This is a genomic window from Pseudomonas sp. B21-059 (assembly GCF_026016285.1).
Lineage (GTDB): Bacteria > Pseudomonadota > Gammaproteobacteria > Pseudomonadales > Pseudomonadaceae > Aquipseudomonas > Aquipseudomonas danubii.
On record NZ_CP087201.1, the window covers coordinates 2,129,172 to 2,147,878 of the forward strand.

The following is an 18,707-nucleotide window of genomic DNA, read 5'->3' on the forward strand; positions in this document are numbered from 1 at the left end:
GTGACCGGTCATTGCCAGTCCACTTCGGGGCAAGCTTAGACCTGATTCGGATCAGTGCAAAGGCGGTGGGGGAGAGGGGTGCGACACTTGGTCGCAAAGAGGCAGGAGGGAAAGCTTCAAGCGGCAAGCTGCAAGTGAAATCTCGCAGCTTGCCGTTGATCTTTTACTGGTCGCTTTCAGCTTGTGGCTTGTTGCTGTTGTGGTTGGAGAGGCTGTACACGTAGGCGGCCAGCAGTTGCACCTTGTCGTTGCCGAGCAGTTCGCTCTGCGCCGGCATGTGGCCCTGGCGACCGTGGCGGATGGTCTGCTGCAGTTGCGCCAGGCTGGTGCCGTAGATGAAACCGGCAGGCTGGGTCAGGTCGGGCGCGCCCATGATCTGAGTGCCCTTGCCGTCGGCGCCGTGACAGGCCACGCAGGTGGTGCTGAACGCTTGCTGCCCGGCCACCAGGTCGGCGTCGCTGTCCGCTGGCAGGGGCAGGCCGGCCAGTTCGTGACGGACATAAGCCGCTACGTTCTTCACGCCTGCTTCCTTGAGCACTTCACCCCAGGCCGGCATGGCCGCCATGCGGCCGCCCATGATGGTGGCCTTGATGGTGTCGGCGCTGCCGCCCCACCGCCAGTTGTCGTCCGCCAGGTTGGGGAAGCCGAAGGCACCCTTGGCGTCAGAGCCGTGGCACACCGAGCAGTTGGACGCGAACAGGCGTCCGCCCATCTTCAGTGCTTGTGGGTCCTTGGCCACTTCTTCCACGGGCATGGCTGCGAATTTGGCGAAGATCGGCCCAAATTTCACATCCGCCTTGGCCATTTCCTTTTCCCATTCCTTGGTCTGGGTCCAGCCGTCTTCATAGCCCGGCAGAATGCCTTTCCAGTTGCCCAGGCCCGGGTAGAGGATCAGGTAGCCCACGGAAAACACCAGGGTCCCGGCGAACAGCAGGAACCACCATTGCGGCAGGGGGTTGTCGTACTCCTCGATGCCATCGAAAGCGTGGCCCATGGTCTGGTCCACGCTGCCCTTGGTTTCACCCTTGCGGGTGCCGACCAGCAGCCAGGTCAGGCCGATCAGGCTGCCGATGGTCAGTACGCAGATCCACGTACTCCAGAAGGTGGTCATGGCCGAATGCTCCTTGTTACAGGCTCTTGAGGTTGAGCGTCATCAGTTGTATTACCGGCCGGTGCCGCACCCGGCATCGGGTCGTCGGCGAAGGGCAGCAGGCGTGCCTGGGCAAACTCGGGATTGCGTTTTGAGTTGAACACCCAGATCGATAGACCGACGAAGGCGATCATCACCACCAGGGTCCCGAGCCCGCGGATCATGCCGCTATCGAGTTCAAAACCCATGGCTCACCTCTTGCTCTTGATCGCAGTGCCAAGCACTTGCAGGTAGGACACCAGGGCGTCCATCTCGGTCTTGCCCTTGAGCGAGGCGGTGGCCCCGGCGATGTCGTCGTCGGTGTAGGGCACGCCGAGGGTGCGCATGACCTTGAGCTTGGTTTCGGTGTGGCTGCTGTCCACCGCTGCTGTCACCAGCCACGGGTAGGCCGGCATCTTCGACTCGGGCACAACGTTGCGCGGGTTGTACAAGTGCGCACGGTGCCAGTCATCGGAGTAGCGGCCGCCGACACGGGCCAGGTCCGGACCGGTACGCTTGGAGCCCCACAGGAACGGGTGGTCCCAGACGCTTTCACCAGCCACCGAGTAGTGACCGTAACGTTCGGTTTCAGCGCGGAACGGACGGATCATCTGCGAGTGGCACTGTACGCAGCCTTCGCGGATGTAGATGTCACGGCCTTCCAGTTGCAGAGCGGTGTAGGGCTTCATGCCTTCCACCGGCTTGTTGGTGACGTCCTGGAAGAACAGCGGGACGATCTGGGTCAGACCGCCGATGCTCACCGCGAAGACCATCAGCAGCATCAGCAGGCCGACGTTTTTTTCAATCGTTTCGTGTTTCATGGCGGACTCCTCAGGCCATCTGCGCAGCGGCGTTGACTTCGGCTGGCACGGCGGCACGCACGGTGCGCCAGGTGTTGTAAGCCATCAGGAACATGCCGCTGAGGAAGATCGCACCACCGACCAGTCGCACGATGAAACCTGGGTGGCTGGCCACCAGGGTTTCGACGAAGGAGTAGGTGAGGGTGCCGTCTTCGTTGACTGCACGCCACATCAGGCCCTGGGCGATACCGTTGACCCACATCGAGGCGATGTAGAGCACGGTACCGATGGTGGCCAGCCAGAAGTGGGTGTTGATCAGGCCGACGCTGTACATCTGCTCGCGACCGAAGACTTTCGGGATCAGGTGGTACAGCGCGCCGATGGAGATCATCGCTACCCAGCCCAGAGCGCCGGCGTGAACGTGGCCGATGGTCCAGTCGGTGTAGTGGGACAGGGCGTTGACGGTCTTGATCGCCATCATCGGACCTTCGAAGGTCGACATGCCGTAGAACGCCAGGGACACCACCAAGAAGCGCAGGATCGGGTCGCTACGCAACTTATGCCAGGCACCCGAGAGGGTCATCATCCCGTTGATCATGCCGCCCCAGCTTGGCGCCAGCAGTACCAGGGACATCACCATCCCCAGGGACTGAGCCCAGTCCGGCAGTGCGGTGTAGTGCAGGTGGTGCGGACCGGCCCAGATGTACAGGGTGATCAGTGCCCAGAAGTGCACGATGGACAAGCGATAGGAATACACCGGACGCTCGGCCTGCTTGGGTACGAAGTAGTACATCATCCCCAGGAAGCCCGCGGTCAGGAAGAAGCCCACAGCGTTGTGGCCGTACCACCACTGCACCATCGCATCGGTCGCACCGGCATATACCGAGTAGGACTTGGTGAAGCTGACCGGCAGTTCCAGGTTGTTGACGATGTGCAGGATGGCCACGGTGATGATGAAGGAGCCGAAGAACCAGTTACCCACATAGATGTGTTTGGTCTTGCGCTGCATCACGGTGCCGAAGAACACAATGGCGTAGGCCACCCAGACAATGGTGATCAGGATATCGATCGGCCATTCCAGTTCGGCGTATTCCTTGGAGCTGGTGTAGCCCAGTGGCAGGCTGATAGCTGCCAAGAGGATGACCAGCTGCCAGCCCCAGAAGCAGAACGCGGCGATTTTCGGCGCGAACAACTGAGTCTGACAGGTGCGTTGCACCGAGTAGAACGAGCTGGCAAACAGTGCGCAGCCGCCAAAGGCGAAGATCACCGCGTTGGTGTGCAACGGACGTAGACGGCCGAAGCTGGTCCACGGTAGGTCGAAGTTGAGTTCAGGCCAGACCAACTGGGCAGCGAGAAAAACCCCGAGCCCCATGCCGACGATGCCCCACACCACCGTCATAATGGCGAATTGGCGGACCACCTTGTAGTTGTAGGCGGTACTGATAGAAGTGTTCATGGTTCCCCATCCACGGTTCAGCTGAAGTGAAAGCGACTGCGCACGGCAAGGCGCGCTCACTTCGTCTGGAGTTATAGGCAGACTAAAAGCGAGGCAAGCATGAGCAATGAGCACAAGGCCAGTATTGACGGGGATCAATGGGCGCAGTGCGTGCGGAAACGGGGCTGGTTATGGGAGGTCGCCGCTGTTGCCAGCCCGTTGCAGGCTCCGACCCTGATCCTGGCCCATGGTGCCGGCGCGCCGATGGACAGCGGCTTCATGAACGACATCGCTGTACGCCTTGCCGGGCATGGGGTGAACGTCTTGCGCTTCGAGTTTCCCTACATGGCCCAGCGGCGCCTGGATGGCGGCAAGCGCCCGTCCAACCCGGCACCCAAACTCCTGGAGTGCTGGCGCGAGGTGCATGCCTTGGTGCGACCTTATGTCACTGGGGTTCTGGCGGTGGGCGGCAAGTCCATGGGCGGACGCATGGCCAGTTTGCTGGCCGATGAATTGGCTGCCGATGCCCTGGTGTGCCTGGGCTATCCCTTCTATGCCGTTGGCAAGCCGGAAAAACCGCGAGTGGCGCACCTGGCCGAACTGGCGACGCCGAGCCTGATCGTGCAGGGCGAGCGTGACGCCCTGGGCAATCGCCAGGCGGTCGAAGCCTACTCGCTGGCGCCGAGTATCGAGCTGTATTGGCTGACGGCCGCTGATCACGATCTCAAGCCCCTGAAGGCCTCCGGTTGCACCCATGAGCAGCACCTGGAGTCAGCGGCGGCCAAGGTCGCTGCGTTCCTGCAAACACTGGCCTGATCCTGTATCAAGCTTGCTCGCGAAGCGCTCACCCGGCCCTCGAATGGGTATCGCGGCGTAGATCTGTCGCGAGCAAGCTCGCTCCTGCGGCTGTTGGGCGAGTTCGCAGGCATAAAAAAACCGCAAGCCGGTGCTTGCGGTTTTTTTGTCGCCGGCCCGGGGGCTTAGCGGTTGAAACGCTCCACCAGCGAGTACTGGGTGTGGGCGGTGCGGGTCAGGGCTTCGCTGAGTTCGGCCGAGTGCTGGGCCTGCTCCGAAGTCTGGTCCGCCAGTTGCGCGATGGTGCTGATGTTGCGGCTAATCTCTTCGGCCACCGAGCTTTGCTCTTCGGTGGCGGCAGCGATCTGGGTGGTCATGTCGGTGATGTTGGCCACCGCTTCACTGATGCCCACCAGCGCCTGGTCGGCTTCCAGCACCCGCGCCACGCCTTCTTCGGCCTGACGGTGACCGGCGTCCATGGTTTGCACGGCGGTGGCGGCGGTTTGTTGCAGCTTGGCGATCAGGGTGTGGATCTGCCCGGTGGACTCGCTGGTGCGTTGCGCCAGCTGGCGCACTTCATCGGCGACCACGGCAAAGCCGCGGCCCATTTCCCCGGCGCGTGCCGCTTCGATGGCCGCGTTCAAGGCCAGCAGGTTGGTCTGGTCGGCGATGCCCTTGATCACATCCACCACGCCGCCGATCTCGTCGCTGTCCTTGGCCAGTTGGGTCACGGTCAGGCCGGTTTCGCCCACCACCACTGACAGGCGCTGGATGGCTTCGCGGGTTTCCCCGGCGATGTCCCGGCCACGGCCGGTAAGGCGATTGGCTTCCTGGGTGGCGTCGGCGGTGCGTTGTACGTGGCTGGCCACTTCCTGGGTAGTGGCGGCCATCTGGTTGACCGCGGTGGCCACCTGCTCGGTCTCGACCCGCTGACGCTCCAGGCCGCTGGAGCTGTTGTGGGCCAGGGTGTCGGACTGGCGAGCCTGCTCGTTGAGGTGCTCGGCCGTGTCCTGCAGGCGGGTCAGGCAGGTCTTCAGGCGTGCTTCCTGGCTCAGGATCGACATTTCCAGGCGTGCCTGGGCGCCGCGGCTGTCGGTGTACATCTGGGCGATCAGCGGGTCGGAGGTGGTCTGCTCGGCCAGGCGCAACAGGCGCTTGAGGCCGCGTTGCTGCCAGCTCAGGCCCAGCAGGCCCAGCGGCACCGAGAGCGCGGCAGCCAGGGCGAAGCCCCAATGGGAGTTGAGCCAGGCGCCGATCATGAAGCTCAGTTGGCTGACCAGAATGAAGGGCAGCCAGTCCTGCAGCACCGGTAGCCACTTGTCACGCTTGGGAATGGCCGACTTGCCGGAGTTGATACGCTGGTAAAGCGCTTCGGCGCGGCGCACTTGTTCGGCGGTGGGCTTGACCCGTACCGATTCGTAACCCACCACCTGGTTGCCTTCGAACACCGGAGTCACATAGGCGTTGACCCAGTAGTGGTCGCCGGTCTTGCAGCGGTTCTTGACGATGCCCATCCATGGCAAGCCTTGTTTCAAGGTGCCCCACATGTGCGCGAACACTGCCGCTGGGACATCAGGGTGACGGACCAGGTTGTGCGGCGCGCGGACCAGTTCTTCACGGGAGAACCCACTGATCTCGACAAAGGCATCGTTGCAGTAGGTGATCACGCCTTTGGCGTCGGTGGTGGAAATCAACCGTTGTTGAGCCGGGAAGGTACGTTCGCGCTGAGTGACAGGCTGGTTATTACGCATGGTTTTTCAATCCGCAAGGCTTTGATGGGTTGTCGGCCGCTTCAGCCGATTATTGAAATTATTTTTCAATAATCGGCGCTGGGTCTCATTAGGCAGAAGCTGTCGCTTGCAAAATGCGCCACCGCGGTTCCGATGGCTTTGGCGAGGCGTTAATCATTGACCTTCTTCCTTGATAGTCAATTGTCCTGAAGTACTGGTTTTGGCAACTTTTCGCTGGGCTATCCGGCGAGCATCGGATAGCTGAACAGGCCGAAATGCAGCAGATTGAGACCGAAGTGCGTAGCAATTGCCGCACCCAGGCCCCCAAAGCGATAGGCCAGACCGTAGCCGACCCCGGCGATGGTTGCCAGTAGGGTCCATTGCCAGCCAGCACCCAGGTGTACCAGGCCAAATAACAGGGCCGCACACAGCAGTGCCAGGTTCTCACCATAGGGAAGGGCCTTGAATTTCCGGCTCAGGCCGCCCTGGATGTAACCCCGGAACAGCGCTTCCTCCACCAGGGTGACCAGCAGCAGATTGTTCAGCACCCACAACCAGGCCTGATCCGGCCATTTCGGCGCCCAACTGATGATTCCCAGCAGCAATGCTCCGCCCAATGCGGCGATTGCGCACAACGTCAGGGCCAGAACCGTTGCGTAGAGCGACAGACGCAGCGAGCGCCGACCGACGATCCAGGGGCAGACCAAGAGCAGCCAGAAGCCGATCAGCGGTTTGTCCTGATTCAGGTACATGGAGAAGGGCACGGCGTCGTCGGTAAAGCGCTGCGGGTCGATGGCCCGGCCGTTGTAGAAGCCTGGCAGCCAGTGCATGGCCAGAGCCAGGGCGAGCACCACGAACAGGCCGTGGCCCAGGTATTGGCCGATGCGGCTGTGTTGCTGGCGTACGGCAAATCCGGCGCAGAGCAGCAGGAAGATCGAGAGGGCGGCTAGCAGCCCCAGTTGCCCGTAGCTCAGAGCCAGTGCGTAGCCGATAGAAAGGAGTGCCAGATACATCCATGGCAAAGTGGTCATGTGGAATCCTTGTTGCAAAAGAAAGAGGTATTGCAGAAACGTTGTTCAGCGGCGGATCTGTAGTCGCCATTGCGACCGGTGAGTCAGCTTTGGCGGGCGGCAAGTATAACCAGCTGAGTTTTGTTCGACAGGCCGACGAAAAACACCGCCCTGAGGCGGTGTTTTATTTCGTGGTGGATCAGGATGCAATCAGTTGGCGCAACACGTAGTGCAGGATTCCTCCGGACTTGAAGTACTCGACTTCGTTCAGCGTATCGATGCGGCACAGCACCTCGATTTTCTCCTGGCTGCCATCCTCACGGGTGATCACCAGGGGCAGGTTCATCCGCGGGGTCAGTTCCACGTCGCTCAGGCCGAGGATGTCCAGGGTCTCCTTGCCGGTGAGTTTCAGGCTCTTGCGGTTCTGGTCGAGCTTGAACTGCAAGGGCAAGACCCCCATGCCCACCAGATTGGAGCGGTGGATGCGCTCGAAGCTTTCGGCGATCACCGCCTTGACCCCCAGCAGGTTGGTGCCCTTGGCGGCCCAGTCACGGCTGGAACCGGTGCCGTATTCCTGACCGGCGATGACCACCAGCGGTGTGCCCGAGGCCTGATATTTCATGGCCGCGTCGTAGATCGGCATTTTCTCGCCACTGGGGATGTAGAGCGTATTACCGCCTTCTTCGCCGCCGAGCATTTCGTTGCGGATGCGGATGTTGGCGAAGGTGCCGCGCATCATCACTTGGTGATTGCCCCGACGCGAGCCGTAGGAGTTGAAGTCCCGGGGCTCCACGCCCTTGTCCCGCAGGTAGCGCCCGGCCGGGCTGTCGGCCTTGATATTGCCGGCGGGAGAGATGTGGTCGGTGGTCACCGAGTCCCCCAGCAGCGCCAGCACACGCGCACCGCTGACGTCCTTGATTTCCGGCAGGGGGCCGGCAATGTCGTCGAAGAAGGGAGGGTGCTGGATATAGGTGGAGTCGTCCTGCCAGACATAAGTGGCCGCCTGTGGCACTTCAATGGCTTGCCATTGGGCGTCACCGGCAAACACCTCGGCGTATTCCTTGTGGAACATCCGTGTGTTGACCTGGGCCACGGCCTCGGCGATTTCCTGGCTGCTGGGCCAGATGTCCCGCAGGTACACCGGCTGGCCATCCTTACCTTGACCCAGCGGTTCGCTGCTGATGTCGATACGTACCGTGCCGGCCAGGGCATAGGCCACCACCAGGGGCGGGGAAGCCAGCCAGTTGGTTTTGACCAGGGGATGCACCCGGCCTTCGAAGTTGCGGTTGCCCGACAGCACCGAAGCCACGGTGAGGTCGGCTTGCTGGATGGCTTTCTCGATCGGTTCCTGTAGCGGACCTGAGTTGCCGATGCAGGTGGTGCAGCCATAGCCCACCAGATCGAAGCCCAGTTGGTCCAGGTAAGGCGTAAGTCCGGCGGCTTTATAGTAGTCAGTCACCACCTTGGAGCCTGGAGCCAGCGAACTCTTGACCCAGGGTTTGCGCTGCAGGCCCTTTTCCACGGCTTTCTTGGCCACCAGGCCTGCCGCCATCATCACGCTAGGGTTGGAGGTATTGGTGCAGGAGGTGATGGCGGCAATCACCACCGCGCCGTTTTTCAGGCGATAGGTCTGGCCTGCGTCCTGGTAGTCGGCTTCGCCCACCAGGTCGGCATTGCCCACGGCGACACCGCCGCCGCCCTCGCTTTCCAGGCGACCTTCTTCCTTGCTGGTGGGTTTGAACTGCAGGTCGAGGAAGTCAGTGAAGGCTTGGGCCACATTGGGCAGCGCGACCCGGTCTTGTGGCCGTTTGGGTCCGGCGAGACTGGCCTCCACGGTGCCCATGTCCAAGGCCAGGCTGTCGGTAAATACCGGCTCCTTGCCCGGCAGGCGCCACAGGCCCTGGGCCTTGCTATAGGCCTCCACCAGTTTCACCAACTCGGCAGGGCGCCCGGACAGGCGCAGGTAATCCAGGGTGATGTCGTCCACCGGGAAGAAGCCGCAGGTGGCGCCATATTCCGGGGCCATGTTGGCAATGGTGGCGCGGTCCGCCAGGGGCAGGTCGGCCAGGCCATCGCCATAGAACTCGACGAACTTGCCCACTACGCCCTTCTTGCGCAGCATCTGGGTCACCGTCAGCACCAGATCGGTGGCGGTGATGCCTTCCTTGAGTTTGCCGGTGAGTTTGAAGCCGATGACTTCCGGAATCAGCATCGACACCGGCTGGCCCAGCATTGCCGCTTCTGCCTCGATCCCGCCCACGCCCCAGCCCAGCACGCCGAGGCCGTTGATCATGGTGGTGTGGGAGTCGGTGCCCACCAGGGTGTCGGGGAAGGCGTAGGTGCGGCCATCCTCGTCCTTGGTCCAGACCGTGCGCCCCAGGTATTCCAGGTTGACCTGGTGACAGATGCCTGTGCCCGGCGGCACCACGCTGAAGTTGTCGAAGGCGCTCTGGCCCCAGCGCAGGAAGGCATAGCGTTCGCCGTTGCGCTGCATTTCGATGTCGACGTTTTGCTCGAAGGCGCTACTGCTGGCGAACTTGTCCACCATCACCGAGTGGTCGATCACCAGATCCACCGGGGACAGCGGGTTGATCCGTTGTGGATCGCCACCGGCCTTGGCCATGGCAGCGCGCATGGCGGCCAGGTCGACCACGGCGGGCACACCGGTAAAGTCCTGCATCAGGACGCGAGCGGGTCGGTATTGGATCTCCCGGTCGGAGCGACGCTCCTTGAGCCAGGCGGCGAGGGCCTTGAGGTCGGCGCCGGTGACGGTCTTGTCGTCTTCCCAGCGCAGCAGGTTTTCCAGCAGGACTTTCAGCGACATGGGCAGGGCGTCGATATCGCCCAGGCTCTTGGCGGCGTCCGGCAGGCTGAAATAGTGATAAGTCTTGTCGTCGACTTTTAGGGTTTTAAGGGTTTTCAGGCTATCGAGGGATGGCATTGAATGACTCCTTGTGGCCCGCACGGCTACGGGCCTGTGATACGGACAGAGGGTTAACCTAGCTCTGTTTGGGGCTTATAGCTAATCACTGGACTCCTGGGTTCAGTCCAAGGTTCCGAACTCGGTTATGATGCGCCGGTTTTCGTGACAGGCTTTGCTACAGGGCAGGTTTGCGCATCGATTCGTCGCCATTTGCCCAGGAGATTCAATGAACACCCTGTTTATCCATTGCCGGCCCGGTTTCGAGGGCGAAGTCTGCTCCGAGATCGCCGACCACGCGGCTCGGCTGAATGTCGCCGGCTACGCCAAGGCCAAGCCCAGCACTGCCTGCGCCGAGTTCATCTGCACCGAGGACGACGGCGCCCAGCGCCTGATGCAGGGGCTGCGCTTTGCCGAACTGATCTTCCCCCGGCAGTGGGCCCGCGGCGGCTTCATCGAGTTGCCGGAAACCGACCGCATTAGCGTGATCCTGGCCTACCTGGCCGGCTTTCCCCAGTGCGGCAGCCTGTGGCTGGAGGTGGTGGATACCAATGACGGCAAGGAACTGTCGAACTTCTGCAAAAAGTTCGAAGGTCCGCTGCGCAAGGCCCTGAGCGCTGCCGGCAAGCTGGTGGAGGATGCCGCCAAGCCGCGCTTGCTGTTGACCTTCAAGAGTGGGCGTGAAGTCTTTGTCGGCCTGGCGGATGCCGGCAACTCGGCCATGTGGCCGATGGGCATTCCACGCTTGAAGTTCCCCCGGGAAGCGCCAAGCCGTTCGACCCTGAAACTGGAAGAGGCCTGGCACCACTTCATCCCCCGGGATCAGTGGGATGAGCGCCTGCATAGCGACATGACCGGGGTCGACCTGGGTGCGGCGCCAGGAGGCTGGACCTGGCAGTTGGTCAATCGCGGCATGCTGGTGACCGCCGTCGATAACGGCCCTATGGCTGAAAGCCTGATGGACACTGGCCTGGTGCAACACCTGATGGCGGACGGTTTTACCTTCAAGCCGCGACAGCCGGTGGACTGGATGGTCTGCGACATCGTCGAGAAGCCGGCGCGCAACGCCGCACTTCTGGAAACTTGGATCGGCGAGGGCCATTGCCGCGAGGCCGTGGTCAACCTGAAGCTGCCGATGAAGCAGCGTTACGCCGAAGTGAAGCGTTTGCTGGAGCGGATTGAAGAGGGCTTCAAGGCGCGGGGAGTTCGGGTGGCGATCGGCTGCAAGCAGCTGTATCACGACCGCGAGGAAGTGACCTGCCACCTGCGTCGCCTGGATGTGAAAAAGCCCAAGTCGGCGTAGTACCCGCAACACCGCCCGCTTCCAGGTAAGAGCCGGCTTGCCGGCGAAAAAGGCCCCGCAGCTGTGCAAGGCGTGAGGATGCCTTCGCTGGCAAGCCAGCTCCTACGGCAGGTCCGGGGCCGTGGAACGACGGCAACAGATGACCCTATGGCACCATTGCGCGACAATGGCCGCCTGTTTCAGGAGTGAACCATGAGTCAAATCATCGATACGCCGGTTGACGGCACCCTCGACGCCACCGGCCTTAATTGCCCCGAGCCGGTGATGATGCTGCACCAGCACATTCGCGATCTGCCCGCAGGCGGGCTGCTGAAAGTGATCGCCACCGACCCTTCCACCCGCCGCGACATTCCCAAGTTCTGCGTGTTCCTCGACCACGAACTGGTGGCGCAGCAGGAAGAGGCCGGCACCTACCTCTACTGGATTCGCAAGAAGCTCGATTAACCCGCCGAACGGCCGATGCGGATCTGCTTGCGCGCACTGCGTGTCAGGCGGATCAACAGCATCAGCGCGGCGCAGGTCAAGCCGGCAATCAACCCCTCCCACAGACCGCTCGGGCCCCGTGCCGCTCCGAACCAATCGGTCAGGCCCAGGGCGTAGCCCACCGGCAAACCAATCCCCCAGTAAGCGAACAGGGTCAGGATCATGGTCACCCGAGTGTCCTGATAGCCGCGCAGTGCGCCGGCGGCGGTGACCTGAATGCCATCGGAAAACTGGAACAATGCCGAGTACACGATGAGCATCGAGGCTACCTGGATCACCATCGGGTCGTTGGTGTAGATCGAGGCGATGGGTTCACGCAGCAGGTACATCAGGCTTGCCGACAGGCAGGCGTAGGCCAGTGCTGCGCCCATGCCGACTCCGGCGCTGAAGCGTGCGTCGCGCGGTTGCTGACGGCCCAGAGACTGGCCGACCCGCACCGTTACGGCCATGGCCAGGGAGTAGGGGATCATGAACATCAGGGCGCTGACGTTGAGGGCAATCTGGTGTCCGGCCACTACCGTGGCACCCAGGCTGCCGATCAACAGGGCGATGACCGCGAAGATGCTCGACTCGGCGAACACCGCGATGCCGATGGGCAGGCCGACACTCACCAGGCGCTTGATCACCGCCCATTGTGGCCAGTCGAACCGGCTGAACAGCTGGATCTTGCGATAGGCCGGTGCCCAGTGAACCCAGCCGGCCATGCCCAGCATCATGGCCCACATCACGATCGCCGTGGCCCAGCCACAGCCGACGCCGCCCATGGCCGGCACACCGAAGTGGCCATAAATGAAGATGTAGTTGATGGGGATGTTGAGGGCCAGGCCACAAAGCCCGATGACCATGCTCGGCACTGTGCGGCCCAGCCCGTCGCTCAAGCAGCGCAGCACGTAGTACAGCGCTACAGCCGGCAGGCCGCTGGCGATGCCGTGCAGATAACCCATGCAGGGCTTGATCAGTTCCGGATCAACCTTCATCAGGTGCAGTATCGGTTCGGCGCTGATCAATATCAGTGTGGCCGAGAGGCCCGTCACTACCGCCAGCCACAAGGCCTGGCGCACCACCGGACTGATCTCGTGCAGCTTGCCGGCACCAAAGCGCTGGGCCACTTTGGGTGTGGTGGCCAGCAGGGTGCCGGTCATCAGCAGGAACACTGGAATCCAGATTGAGTTGCCCAGGGCTACGGCCGCGAGATCCCGCGGACTGACCCGACCGGCCATGACGGCATCGACAAAGCCCATGGCGGTGGTGGCCACCTGGGCAATCATGATGGGCAGGGCCAGTCGCAGCAGGTCGCGCAGTTCGCGGCCAACCCGGGCAGGGCGGCTGGTGGCTGGGGTGATGGGAGTGTCGGTTACGGAATTCACGGGGCGTAGCGTCCATAGGCGTGTTGCGCGGGACGCGACAGTCTACGCGTTGACACTCTGGTCAGGAAAAAATCCAGTGTTGTGGATTTGTAATGGCCGGCCGCGGGGAAATGAGTGCTCGACCTCAAGCCGCGCTGGCTCGGCCTGTCATCTGCGCCTACACTGCGGCTCCGCACGAGGAGCCTGCCATGTTGATTGTTGCCGACGAAAATATTCCCCTGATCGAAGAGTTCTTTGCCGGCTTCGGCGAGATCCGGCGTTTCCCCGGGCGTGCCATTGATCGGGCGACCGTGGAGCAGGCGGATGTGTTGCTGGTGCGCTCGGTGACTCAAGTCGACCGCCAATTGCTGGAAGGCAGTCCGGTGCGGTTTGTCGGCACCTGCACCATCGGCACCGATCATCTGGACCTGGATTACTTCCAGCAGGCGGGTATCAGTTGGTCCAGTGCGCCGGGCTGCAATGCCCGTGGCGTGGTGGATTATGTACTGGGCAGCCTGTTGACCCTGGCCGAGATCGAAGGGGCGGACCTGGCTCAACGCTGTTACGGCGTGGTGGGGGCTGGTGAAGTCGGCGGACGCTTGATCAAGGTCTTGCGCGGTCTGGGTTGGCAAGTCCTGGTCTGTGATCCGCAGCGACAGGCGGCGGAAGGCGGCGACTACGTCAGCCTGGAGCAATTGATCGAACGTTGCGACGTCATCAGCCTGCATACGCCACTGGCTCGGCATGGCGAGCATTCCACCTGGCACCTGCTGGATCGCCAGCGCTTGAACCAGCTCAAGCAAGGTACCTGGCTGATCAATGCAGCCCGTGGCCCGGTGGTGGATAACCAGGCACTGCGTGAAGTGTTGCTGCAGCGTGAGGATTTGCAGGCGGTGCTGGATGTCTGGGAAGAGGAGCCGACAGTGGATCGCGAGCTGGCGGACCTGTGCGTGCTGGCCACGCCCCATATCGCCGGCTACAGCCTGGATGGCAAACAGCGTGGCACGGCGCAGATCTACCAGGCCTACTGCCGCTTCCTCGGTCAGGCCGAACAGGTCAGCCTGGCCACCTTGCTGCCGGCGCCGTGGGTGCCGCAAGTCAGCCTGAATGCCAATGCCGATCCGGCCTGGGCCCTGGCGATGATCTGCCGGGCGGTGTATGACCCGCGCCGTGATGATGCGGATTTTCGCCGTAGCCTGGCGGATGATGTCGCCCAGCAACGCAGCGCCTTCGACGGCCTGCGCAAGCATTATCCGGAGCGTCGCGAGATCGACGGGCTGCAGGTGCGGATTCAGGGTGATTCGCCAGCCCTGAGCCAGATCGTTCGGGCCCTGGGCGCCAGCGAAGTCTGAAGTCGTTCAGACAGTAAAGCGCGCCCATAAAAAACCCGGCCGCCAGGCCGGGTCAAGAGGACATGAGGCTGAGTGTCAATCTTGCCGAGCAGGCTTGACCAGTCGCTTTTCCAGTTCGCGGCAGGCGTTCTGGATCATTTCTTCAGTAATAGGTACTTCGCGACCCTGGGCGTCGATGATGGCACACCCCAGAGACTGGTTCGGCTGGGTACGGATTACTTGAATCTTGTCATTGCTGCTGTGTTGCAAGGACATGGCCTGTCTCCTCATCAGGTTGTGTGCTTACTCTAGAATGGCCGGGTGACCAAGCTGTTACAGACCGCCGCAAGGGCTGGCCCGGCGACTTCACTCCAACAGAAATGCCCGGGGAGTGCCAGCCACGGATTAGACCGATAATCTCTAGGCGCTAGTGTCAGCGGTCATAATCAACCTGACTCATTGTGATTTAGCAAAGTTCCTGCGAATTCCTCTCGTTGCCGCCGCTGCAACGGGTCAGTCGCCGGCGCGTCAATGGATGAACTGCATGCTCTCTTCTCGTCACCGCCGGGCGTTGCATCTGGCCAGCCGTTTTATCGCTCCCTACCGTTGGCAGGCGCTCGGCGCCCTGTTGGCATTGATTGTTACTGCGGGCATCACCTTGTCTATGGGGCAGGGGATTCGCCTGTTGGTGGACCAGGGTTTCATGACCCAGTCCCCGCATTTGCTGAACCAGTCCATTGGCCTGTTCCTGCTGCTGGTCCTGGCCCTGGCGGTAGGCACGTTCGTGCGTTTCTATCTGGTGTCCTGGATCGGCGAGCGCTGCGTGGCGGACATCCGGCGTCAGGTGTTCAATCACCTGATCTACCTGCATCCCGGCTTCTACGAGAACAATCGCAGCTCGGAGATCCAGTCGCGACTCACGGCGGACACCACCTTGCTGCAGTCGGTGATCGGTTCTTCGCTGTCGTTGTTCCTGCGGAATGCGCTGATGGTGTTGGGAGGGATCGTCCTGCTGTTCGTCACCAACCCCAAGCTCACCAGCATCGTGGTGGTGGCCTTGCCGCTGGTGCTGGTGCCGATCCTGATTTTCGGCCGCCGGGTGCGCAGCCTGTCGCGCTTGAGTCAGGACCGGATCGCCGATGTCGGCAGCTATGTGTCCGAGACGCTGGGGCAGATCAAGACGGTCCAGGCCTACAACCACCAGGCCCAGGACGAGCAGCGCTTTGCCGTGACGGTGGAGCAGGCCTTCGATACCGCGCGCAAGCGTATTGTCCAGCGCGCCTGGCTGATCACCCTGGTGATCGTCCTGGTCTTGGGCGCGGTGGGGGTGATGCTCTGGGTAGGAGGCATGGATGTGATCGCCGGGCGTATTTCCGGCGGTGAGCTGGCGGCTTTCGTGTTCTACAGCCTGATTGTCGGTAGCGCCTTTGGCACCTTGAGTGAGGTCATTGGCGAACTGCAGCGCGCTGCCGGAGCTGCGGAGCGGATCGCCGAACTGCTGCGGGCGGAGAACATTATCCAGGCGCCCAGTAGTGGTCTGGTGAGCTTGCCGGCACGTGTGCAGGGCAATCTGGAGTTGGACGGCCTGAGCTTTTCCTATCCGTCAAGGCCGGACCGCTACGCCGTCGATGGCCTGAGTCTGAAGGTTCAGGCCGGAGAAACCCTGGCGTTGGTCGGGCCGTCGGGGGCAGGCAAATCCACCCTCTACGATCTGCTGCTGCGTTTCTACGACCCGCAGCAGGGGCGGATATTGCTGGATGGCGTGCCCCTGACCCAGCTCGATCCGCTGGATCTGCGGCGCTGTTTTGCCCTGGTGTCGCAAAGCCCGGCGCTGTTCTACGGCAGCATCGAAGAGAACATCCGCTATGGCAATCCTGATGCCACCCAGGCCCAGGTCCAGGAGGCGGCGAAGATCGCCTATGCCCACGAGTTCATCGAGCAGATGCCAGAGGGGTATCAGACTCATCTGGGGGATGGCGGGCTGGGACTTTCTGGCGGACAGCGGCAACGCCTGGCAATTGCTCGCGCGTTGTTGGTGGATGCGCCGATCCTGTTACTGGACGAGGCCACCAGTGCCCTGGATGCGCAGAGTGAGCATCTGATTCAGCAAGCCTTGCCCAGCCTGATGAAGAACCGCACCACCTTGGTGATCGCCCATCGCCTGGCCACGGTGAAGAATGCCGACCGCATCGCGGTCATGGATCAGGGCAGGCTGGTGGCGGTGGGTACTCATCAGCAACTGATCGCCAACAGTCCGCTCTATGCGCGTCTGGCGGCGCTGCAGTTCAGCGAAGGCCCTCAGGCGCCTGTGTAGGGGCCGGCTTGCCGGCGAAAGCGGCCATCCGGCTGGCGCCGAGTCCGAAGGCCTCTTTGCCGGCATGCCAGCTCCCGCAATGGGTGGCCGCCCAATAAAAAGCCCGCATCGCTGCGGGCTTGTAGAAGGCTGGCTTCACTGGTCGTCGAAGTAGCGCTCATGCCAGTCCACCAGCGGCTGCGGTGAGTTGAGCTTCTGGCCATAGATCACCGAATAGGACAGCACGTTCTGCACATACTGGCGGGTTTCGTCGAAGGGAATGCTTTCCACCCACACGTCGAAACTCAGGTGGTCGGCGCCCTTGAGCCATTGCCGCACCCGTCCAGGACCCGCGTTATAGGCAGCAGATGCCAATACCCGGTTGCCGTTGAACTGGCTGTGGACCTGGCTCAGGTACGCCGCACCCAATTGGATGTTCTTGTCCGGGTCCAGCACTTGCTGGGGAGAGGCCAGGGGAATGCTGAACTTGCGCGCGGTTTCCTTGGCGGTACCAGGCATCAGTTGCATCAGGCCGCTGGCGCCCACGTGGGAACGGGCATCGTCCATGAAGGCGCTTTCCTGGCGGGTGATGGCGAACACCCAGCTGGAATGCAGGCCGCGGACCTTGGCTTCGCGCACCAGGGTGTCGCGGTGAGCCATGGGGAAGCGGATGTCCAGGTCATCCCAGTACTGGGCCTGGCTGATGGTGCGAATGGCCGGGAAGTACCATTTCAGGTCGTAGGCCAGCCTGGCCTGGGCCACCATTTCGTCACGGTTGAAGTGCCGGCTGACGTGGTACCACTCACGGCGACCATCGACGATCTGGCCCCGGGCATGGAATTCCAGGGCGCGACGCACGCCCGGAGTGTTGCGCACTTTGTTGATGACTGCCTGGCTCAGCATCAGCGGTTGGTTGTTCAACTGATAGGGGGCCTTGGCGTGATCCGCGGCGAGGAATCCGTAGAAATCACGCTCCCGGGCCAGGCCTTTGAACAGCGCCAGGGCCTGGGGGTTCTTCGGCTGGGCCAGCTCCAGGCTGCGCGCCTGCCAGTAGCGCCAGCGGTTGGTGCTGGCCAGGTCCTGAGGCAGCTTGCGGGTCAACTGGTAGGCATCTTCCCAGCGCGCCAGACGCAGTAGCAGGCGCAGGCGCCATTCGGAGACGGTGTTGTCCCGCAGCTCTGGGTCGTACTTGGTCATGACGTCCAGGGCGCGGCTGTCGAAGCGCCGGGCCAGGGTCAGGCCGATTTCGCGGGCAATGGCCACTTTTTCGTCACGTGAGAAGTGCATGCTGCTGGCATAGCCGTCCAGCAGGGCCATGGCCTTGTCCGGGTCCTGGCGAGCCAGTCGGCGCAAGCCGAGGCCGACCACGTCGGACATCGCCTCATCGGCGGGCTGGAAGCGCGAAGGCTGGCTCAGCAGCTCCGGCTTTTGCGCCACGTCCACCAGCAGACGACCCTGGGGCGCGAGGGTGGTCATGCTCTTTACCAGGCTGTTGGCCAAGGGGTAGTTGCGGGCTTCGGCCGCCAGCTTGGCCCGCTGCCAGCGCTTCTGTTCGGTCAGTTGGCCTTCAGCGGCCCATTGGGCGAACAGTGCGTCGCAAGCGGCGGGCTGGGATTTGCCGGTCAGCCAGAGTTTTTCGGTGGCGGCGTAGCCTTCGGCTTTGAGGTTGTGCCCCAGTTGGTACTGGCCATTGAGGCAGTCCAGCTCGGTGAAGTTGAGTTTCGGGTCGTAATACCGGGTGAAGGTGGCCCAGTCGCCGCGTTCCGCCAGCCAGCGCAACCAGCGCAGTTTCATCCAGTTAGCCTGGGGCAGATCGCCATGTTCGGCGAGGAATTTCTCGATCTCGGCGTTGCTGGCGCTCTTCAGGCGGGCTGTGAGTTCGTCATAGGCCAGGTACGGTTCCAGCGGGTAGTCGCGCAGGGCATCGGCATAACGGAAATAAGGGCCTGAATCGCCCTTGGCCAGAGCGCGTTTGGCCTCGTCGTAATACCGGCGTTGCTGGGTCAGGTCCGCCGCCTGGGCGGATTGGACGGCAGTGGCGGAAAGAAGCAGACAGGATAAAAGGCTGAAAAGGCGACTGCGCATGAGACATCCGGGCAGAGAAATCATGACAAGTGCCGACAAGGCCAACA

At 62.3% G+C, this 18,707-nt stretch carries 16 protein-coding genes; 6 read left to right on the forward strand and 10 right to left on the reverse strand.

Going from position 1 to position 18,707, the window contains the following annotated elements:
- Nucleotides 1–163 precede the first annotated feature (163 nt).
- The 4 genes from ccoP to ccoN are packed head-to-tail and all read right to left on the reverse strand — an operon-like array spanning nt 164 to nt 3,385.
- Entirely contained in the window at nt 164–1,111 is a 948-nt protein-coding gene (gene ccoP, locus LOY69_RS09705; RefSeq protein WP_110596941.1) for a cytochrome-c oxidase, cbb3-type subunit III, read from the reverse strand.
- Entirely contained in the window at nt 1,108–1,338 is a 231-nt protein-coding gene (locus LOY69_RS09710) for a cbb3-type cytochrome oxidase subunit 3 (RefSeq protein WP_102879007.1), read from the reverse strand. The genes ccoP and LOY69_RS09710 overlap by 4 nt, the downstream gene beginning before the upstream one ends.
- Before the next feature lie 3 nt (nt 1,339–1,341).
- Nucleotides 1,342–1,950 (reverse strand): cytochrome-c oxidase, cbb3-type subunit II, encoded by a 609-nt coding sequence (gene ccoO, locus LOY69_RS09715; protein WP_102863795.1) that lies wholly within the window; start codon nt 1,948–1,950, stop codon nt 1,342–1,344.
- A gap of 10 nt (nt 1,951–1,960) precedes the next feature.
- Nucleotides 1,961–3,385, reverse strand: a complete 1,425-nt coding sequence (gene ccoN, locus LOY69_RS09720) for a cytochrome-c oxidase, cbb3-type subunit I (RefSeq protein WP_110596940.1) — start codon at nt 3,383–3,385, stop codon at nt 1,961–1,963.
- A 99-nt stretch (nt 3,386–3,484) separates the two neighbouring features.
- Here ccoN and LOY69_RS09725 point away from each other — a divergent pair, with 99 nt between their 5' ends.
- Nucleotides 3,485–4,180, forward strand: coding sequence for an alpha/beta family hydrolase (locus LOY69_RS09725; RefSeq protein WP_265074430.1), 696 nt, complete (start codon nt 3,485–3,487; stop codon nt 4,178–4,180).
- Between the two features lie 164 nt (nt 4,181–4,344).
- Here LOY69_RS09725 and LOY69_RS09730 read toward each other — a convergent pair whose 3' ends face one another.
- Nucleotides 4,345–5,910, reverse strand: a complete 1,566-nt coding sequence (locus LOY69_RS09730; protein ID WP_102863792.1) for a methyl-accepting chemotaxis protein — start codon at nt 5,908–5,910, stop codon at nt 4,345–4,347.
- Between the two features lie 218 nt (nt 5,911–6,128).
- A complete protein-coding gene (locus LOY69_RS09735) occupies nt 6,129–6,920 on the reverse strand; it encodes a CPBP family intramembrane glutamic endopeptidase (RefSeq protein ID WP_170002197.1) in 792 nt (263 codons plus the stop codon).
- On the opposite strand from LOY69_RS09735, the gene LOY69_RS09740 reads away from it, so the two are divergent.
- Entirely contained in the window at nt 6,905–7,129 is a 225-nt protein-coding gene (locus LOY69_RS09740) for a hypothetical protein (RefSeq protein ID WP_265074431.1), read from the forward strand. The genes LOY69_RS09735 and LOY69_RS09740 overlap by 16 nt on opposite strands.
- Here LOY69_RS09740 and acnA read toward each other — a convergent pair.
- The gene (gene acnA, locus LOY69_RS09745; protein WP_213665001.1) at nt 7,099–9,840 is read right to left on the reverse strand and encodes an aconitate hydratase AcnA; all 2,742 of its coding nucleotides are present in this window, start codon (nt 9,838–9,840) and stop codon (nt 7,099–7,101) included. The two genes, LOY69_RS09740 and acnA, sit on opposite strands and share 31 nt — an antisense overlap.
- Before the next feature lie 208 nt (nt 9,841–10,048).
- Here acnA and rlmM point away from each other — a divergent pair, with 208 nt between their 5' ends.
- Together rlmM and tusA are read left to right on the forward strand one after the other, a co-directional pair.
- Complete coding sequence (rlmM, locus tag LOY69_RS09750) at nt 10,049–11,122, forward strand: 23S rRNA (cytidine(2498)-2'-O)-methyltransferase RlmM (RefSeq protein ID WP_265074432.1); 1,074 nt, start codon at nt 10,049–10,051, stop codon at nt 11,120–11,122.
- Between the two features lie 192 nt (nt 11,123–11,314).
- Entirely contained in the window at nt 11,315–11,566 is a 252-nt protein-coding gene (gene tusA / locus LOY69_RS09755) for a sulfurtransferase TusA (protein ID WP_047302965.1), read from the forward strand.
- Here tusA and LOY69_RS09760 read toward each other — a convergent pair.
- Nucleotides 11,563–12,972: an MATE family efflux transporter gene (locus LOY69_RS09760; protein WP_102879011.1), complete on the reverse strand. Its 1,410-nt coding sequence runs from the start codon at nt 12,970–12,972 to the stop codon at nt 11,563–11,565. The genes tusA and LOY69_RS09760 overlap by 4 nt on opposite strands.
- A gap of 188 nt (nt 12,973–13,160) precedes the next feature.
- Between LOY69_RS09760 and pdxB the strand changes: the two genes are divergently transcribed.
- On the forward strand, nt 13,161–14,303 hold the full coding sequence (gene pdxB, locus LOY69_RS09765) for a 4-phosphoerythronate dehydrogenase PdxB (RefSeq protein ID WP_110596937.1): 1,143 nt from the start codon (nt 13,161–13,163) through the stop codon (nt 14,301–14,303).
- Nucleotides 14,304–14,378: 75 nt separating this feature from the next.
- On the opposite strand, the gene LOY69_RS09770 is transcribed toward pdxB, so the two are convergent.
- The gene (locus LOY69_RS09770; protein ID WP_102863786.1) at nt 14,379–14,558 is read right to left on the reverse strand and encodes a PA1571 family protein; all 180 of its coding nucleotides are present in this window, start codon (nt 14,556–14,558) and stop codon (nt 14,379–14,381) included.
- 259 nt (nt 14,559–14,817) lie between these two features.
- On the opposite strand from LOY69_RS09770, the gene LOY69_RS09775 reads away from it, so the two are divergent.
- Nucleotides 14,818–16,596 (forward strand): ABC transporter transmembrane domain-containing protein, encoded by a 1,779-nt coding sequence (locus LOY69_RS09775; RefSeq protein WP_265074433.1) that lies wholly within the window; start codon nt 14,818–14,820, stop codon nt 16,594–16,596.
- Between the two features lie 135 nt (nt 16,597–16,731).
- Here LOY69_RS09775 and LOY69_RS09780 read toward each other — a convergent pair whose 3' ends face one another.
- Nucleotides 16,732–18,660, reverse strand: coding sequence for a transglycosylase SLT domain-containing protein (locus tag LOY69_RS09780; RefSeq protein ID WP_102879014.1), 1,929 nt, complete (start codon nt 18,658–18,660; stop codon nt 16,732–16,734).
- Nucleotides 18,661–18,707 lie beyond the last annotated feature (47 nt).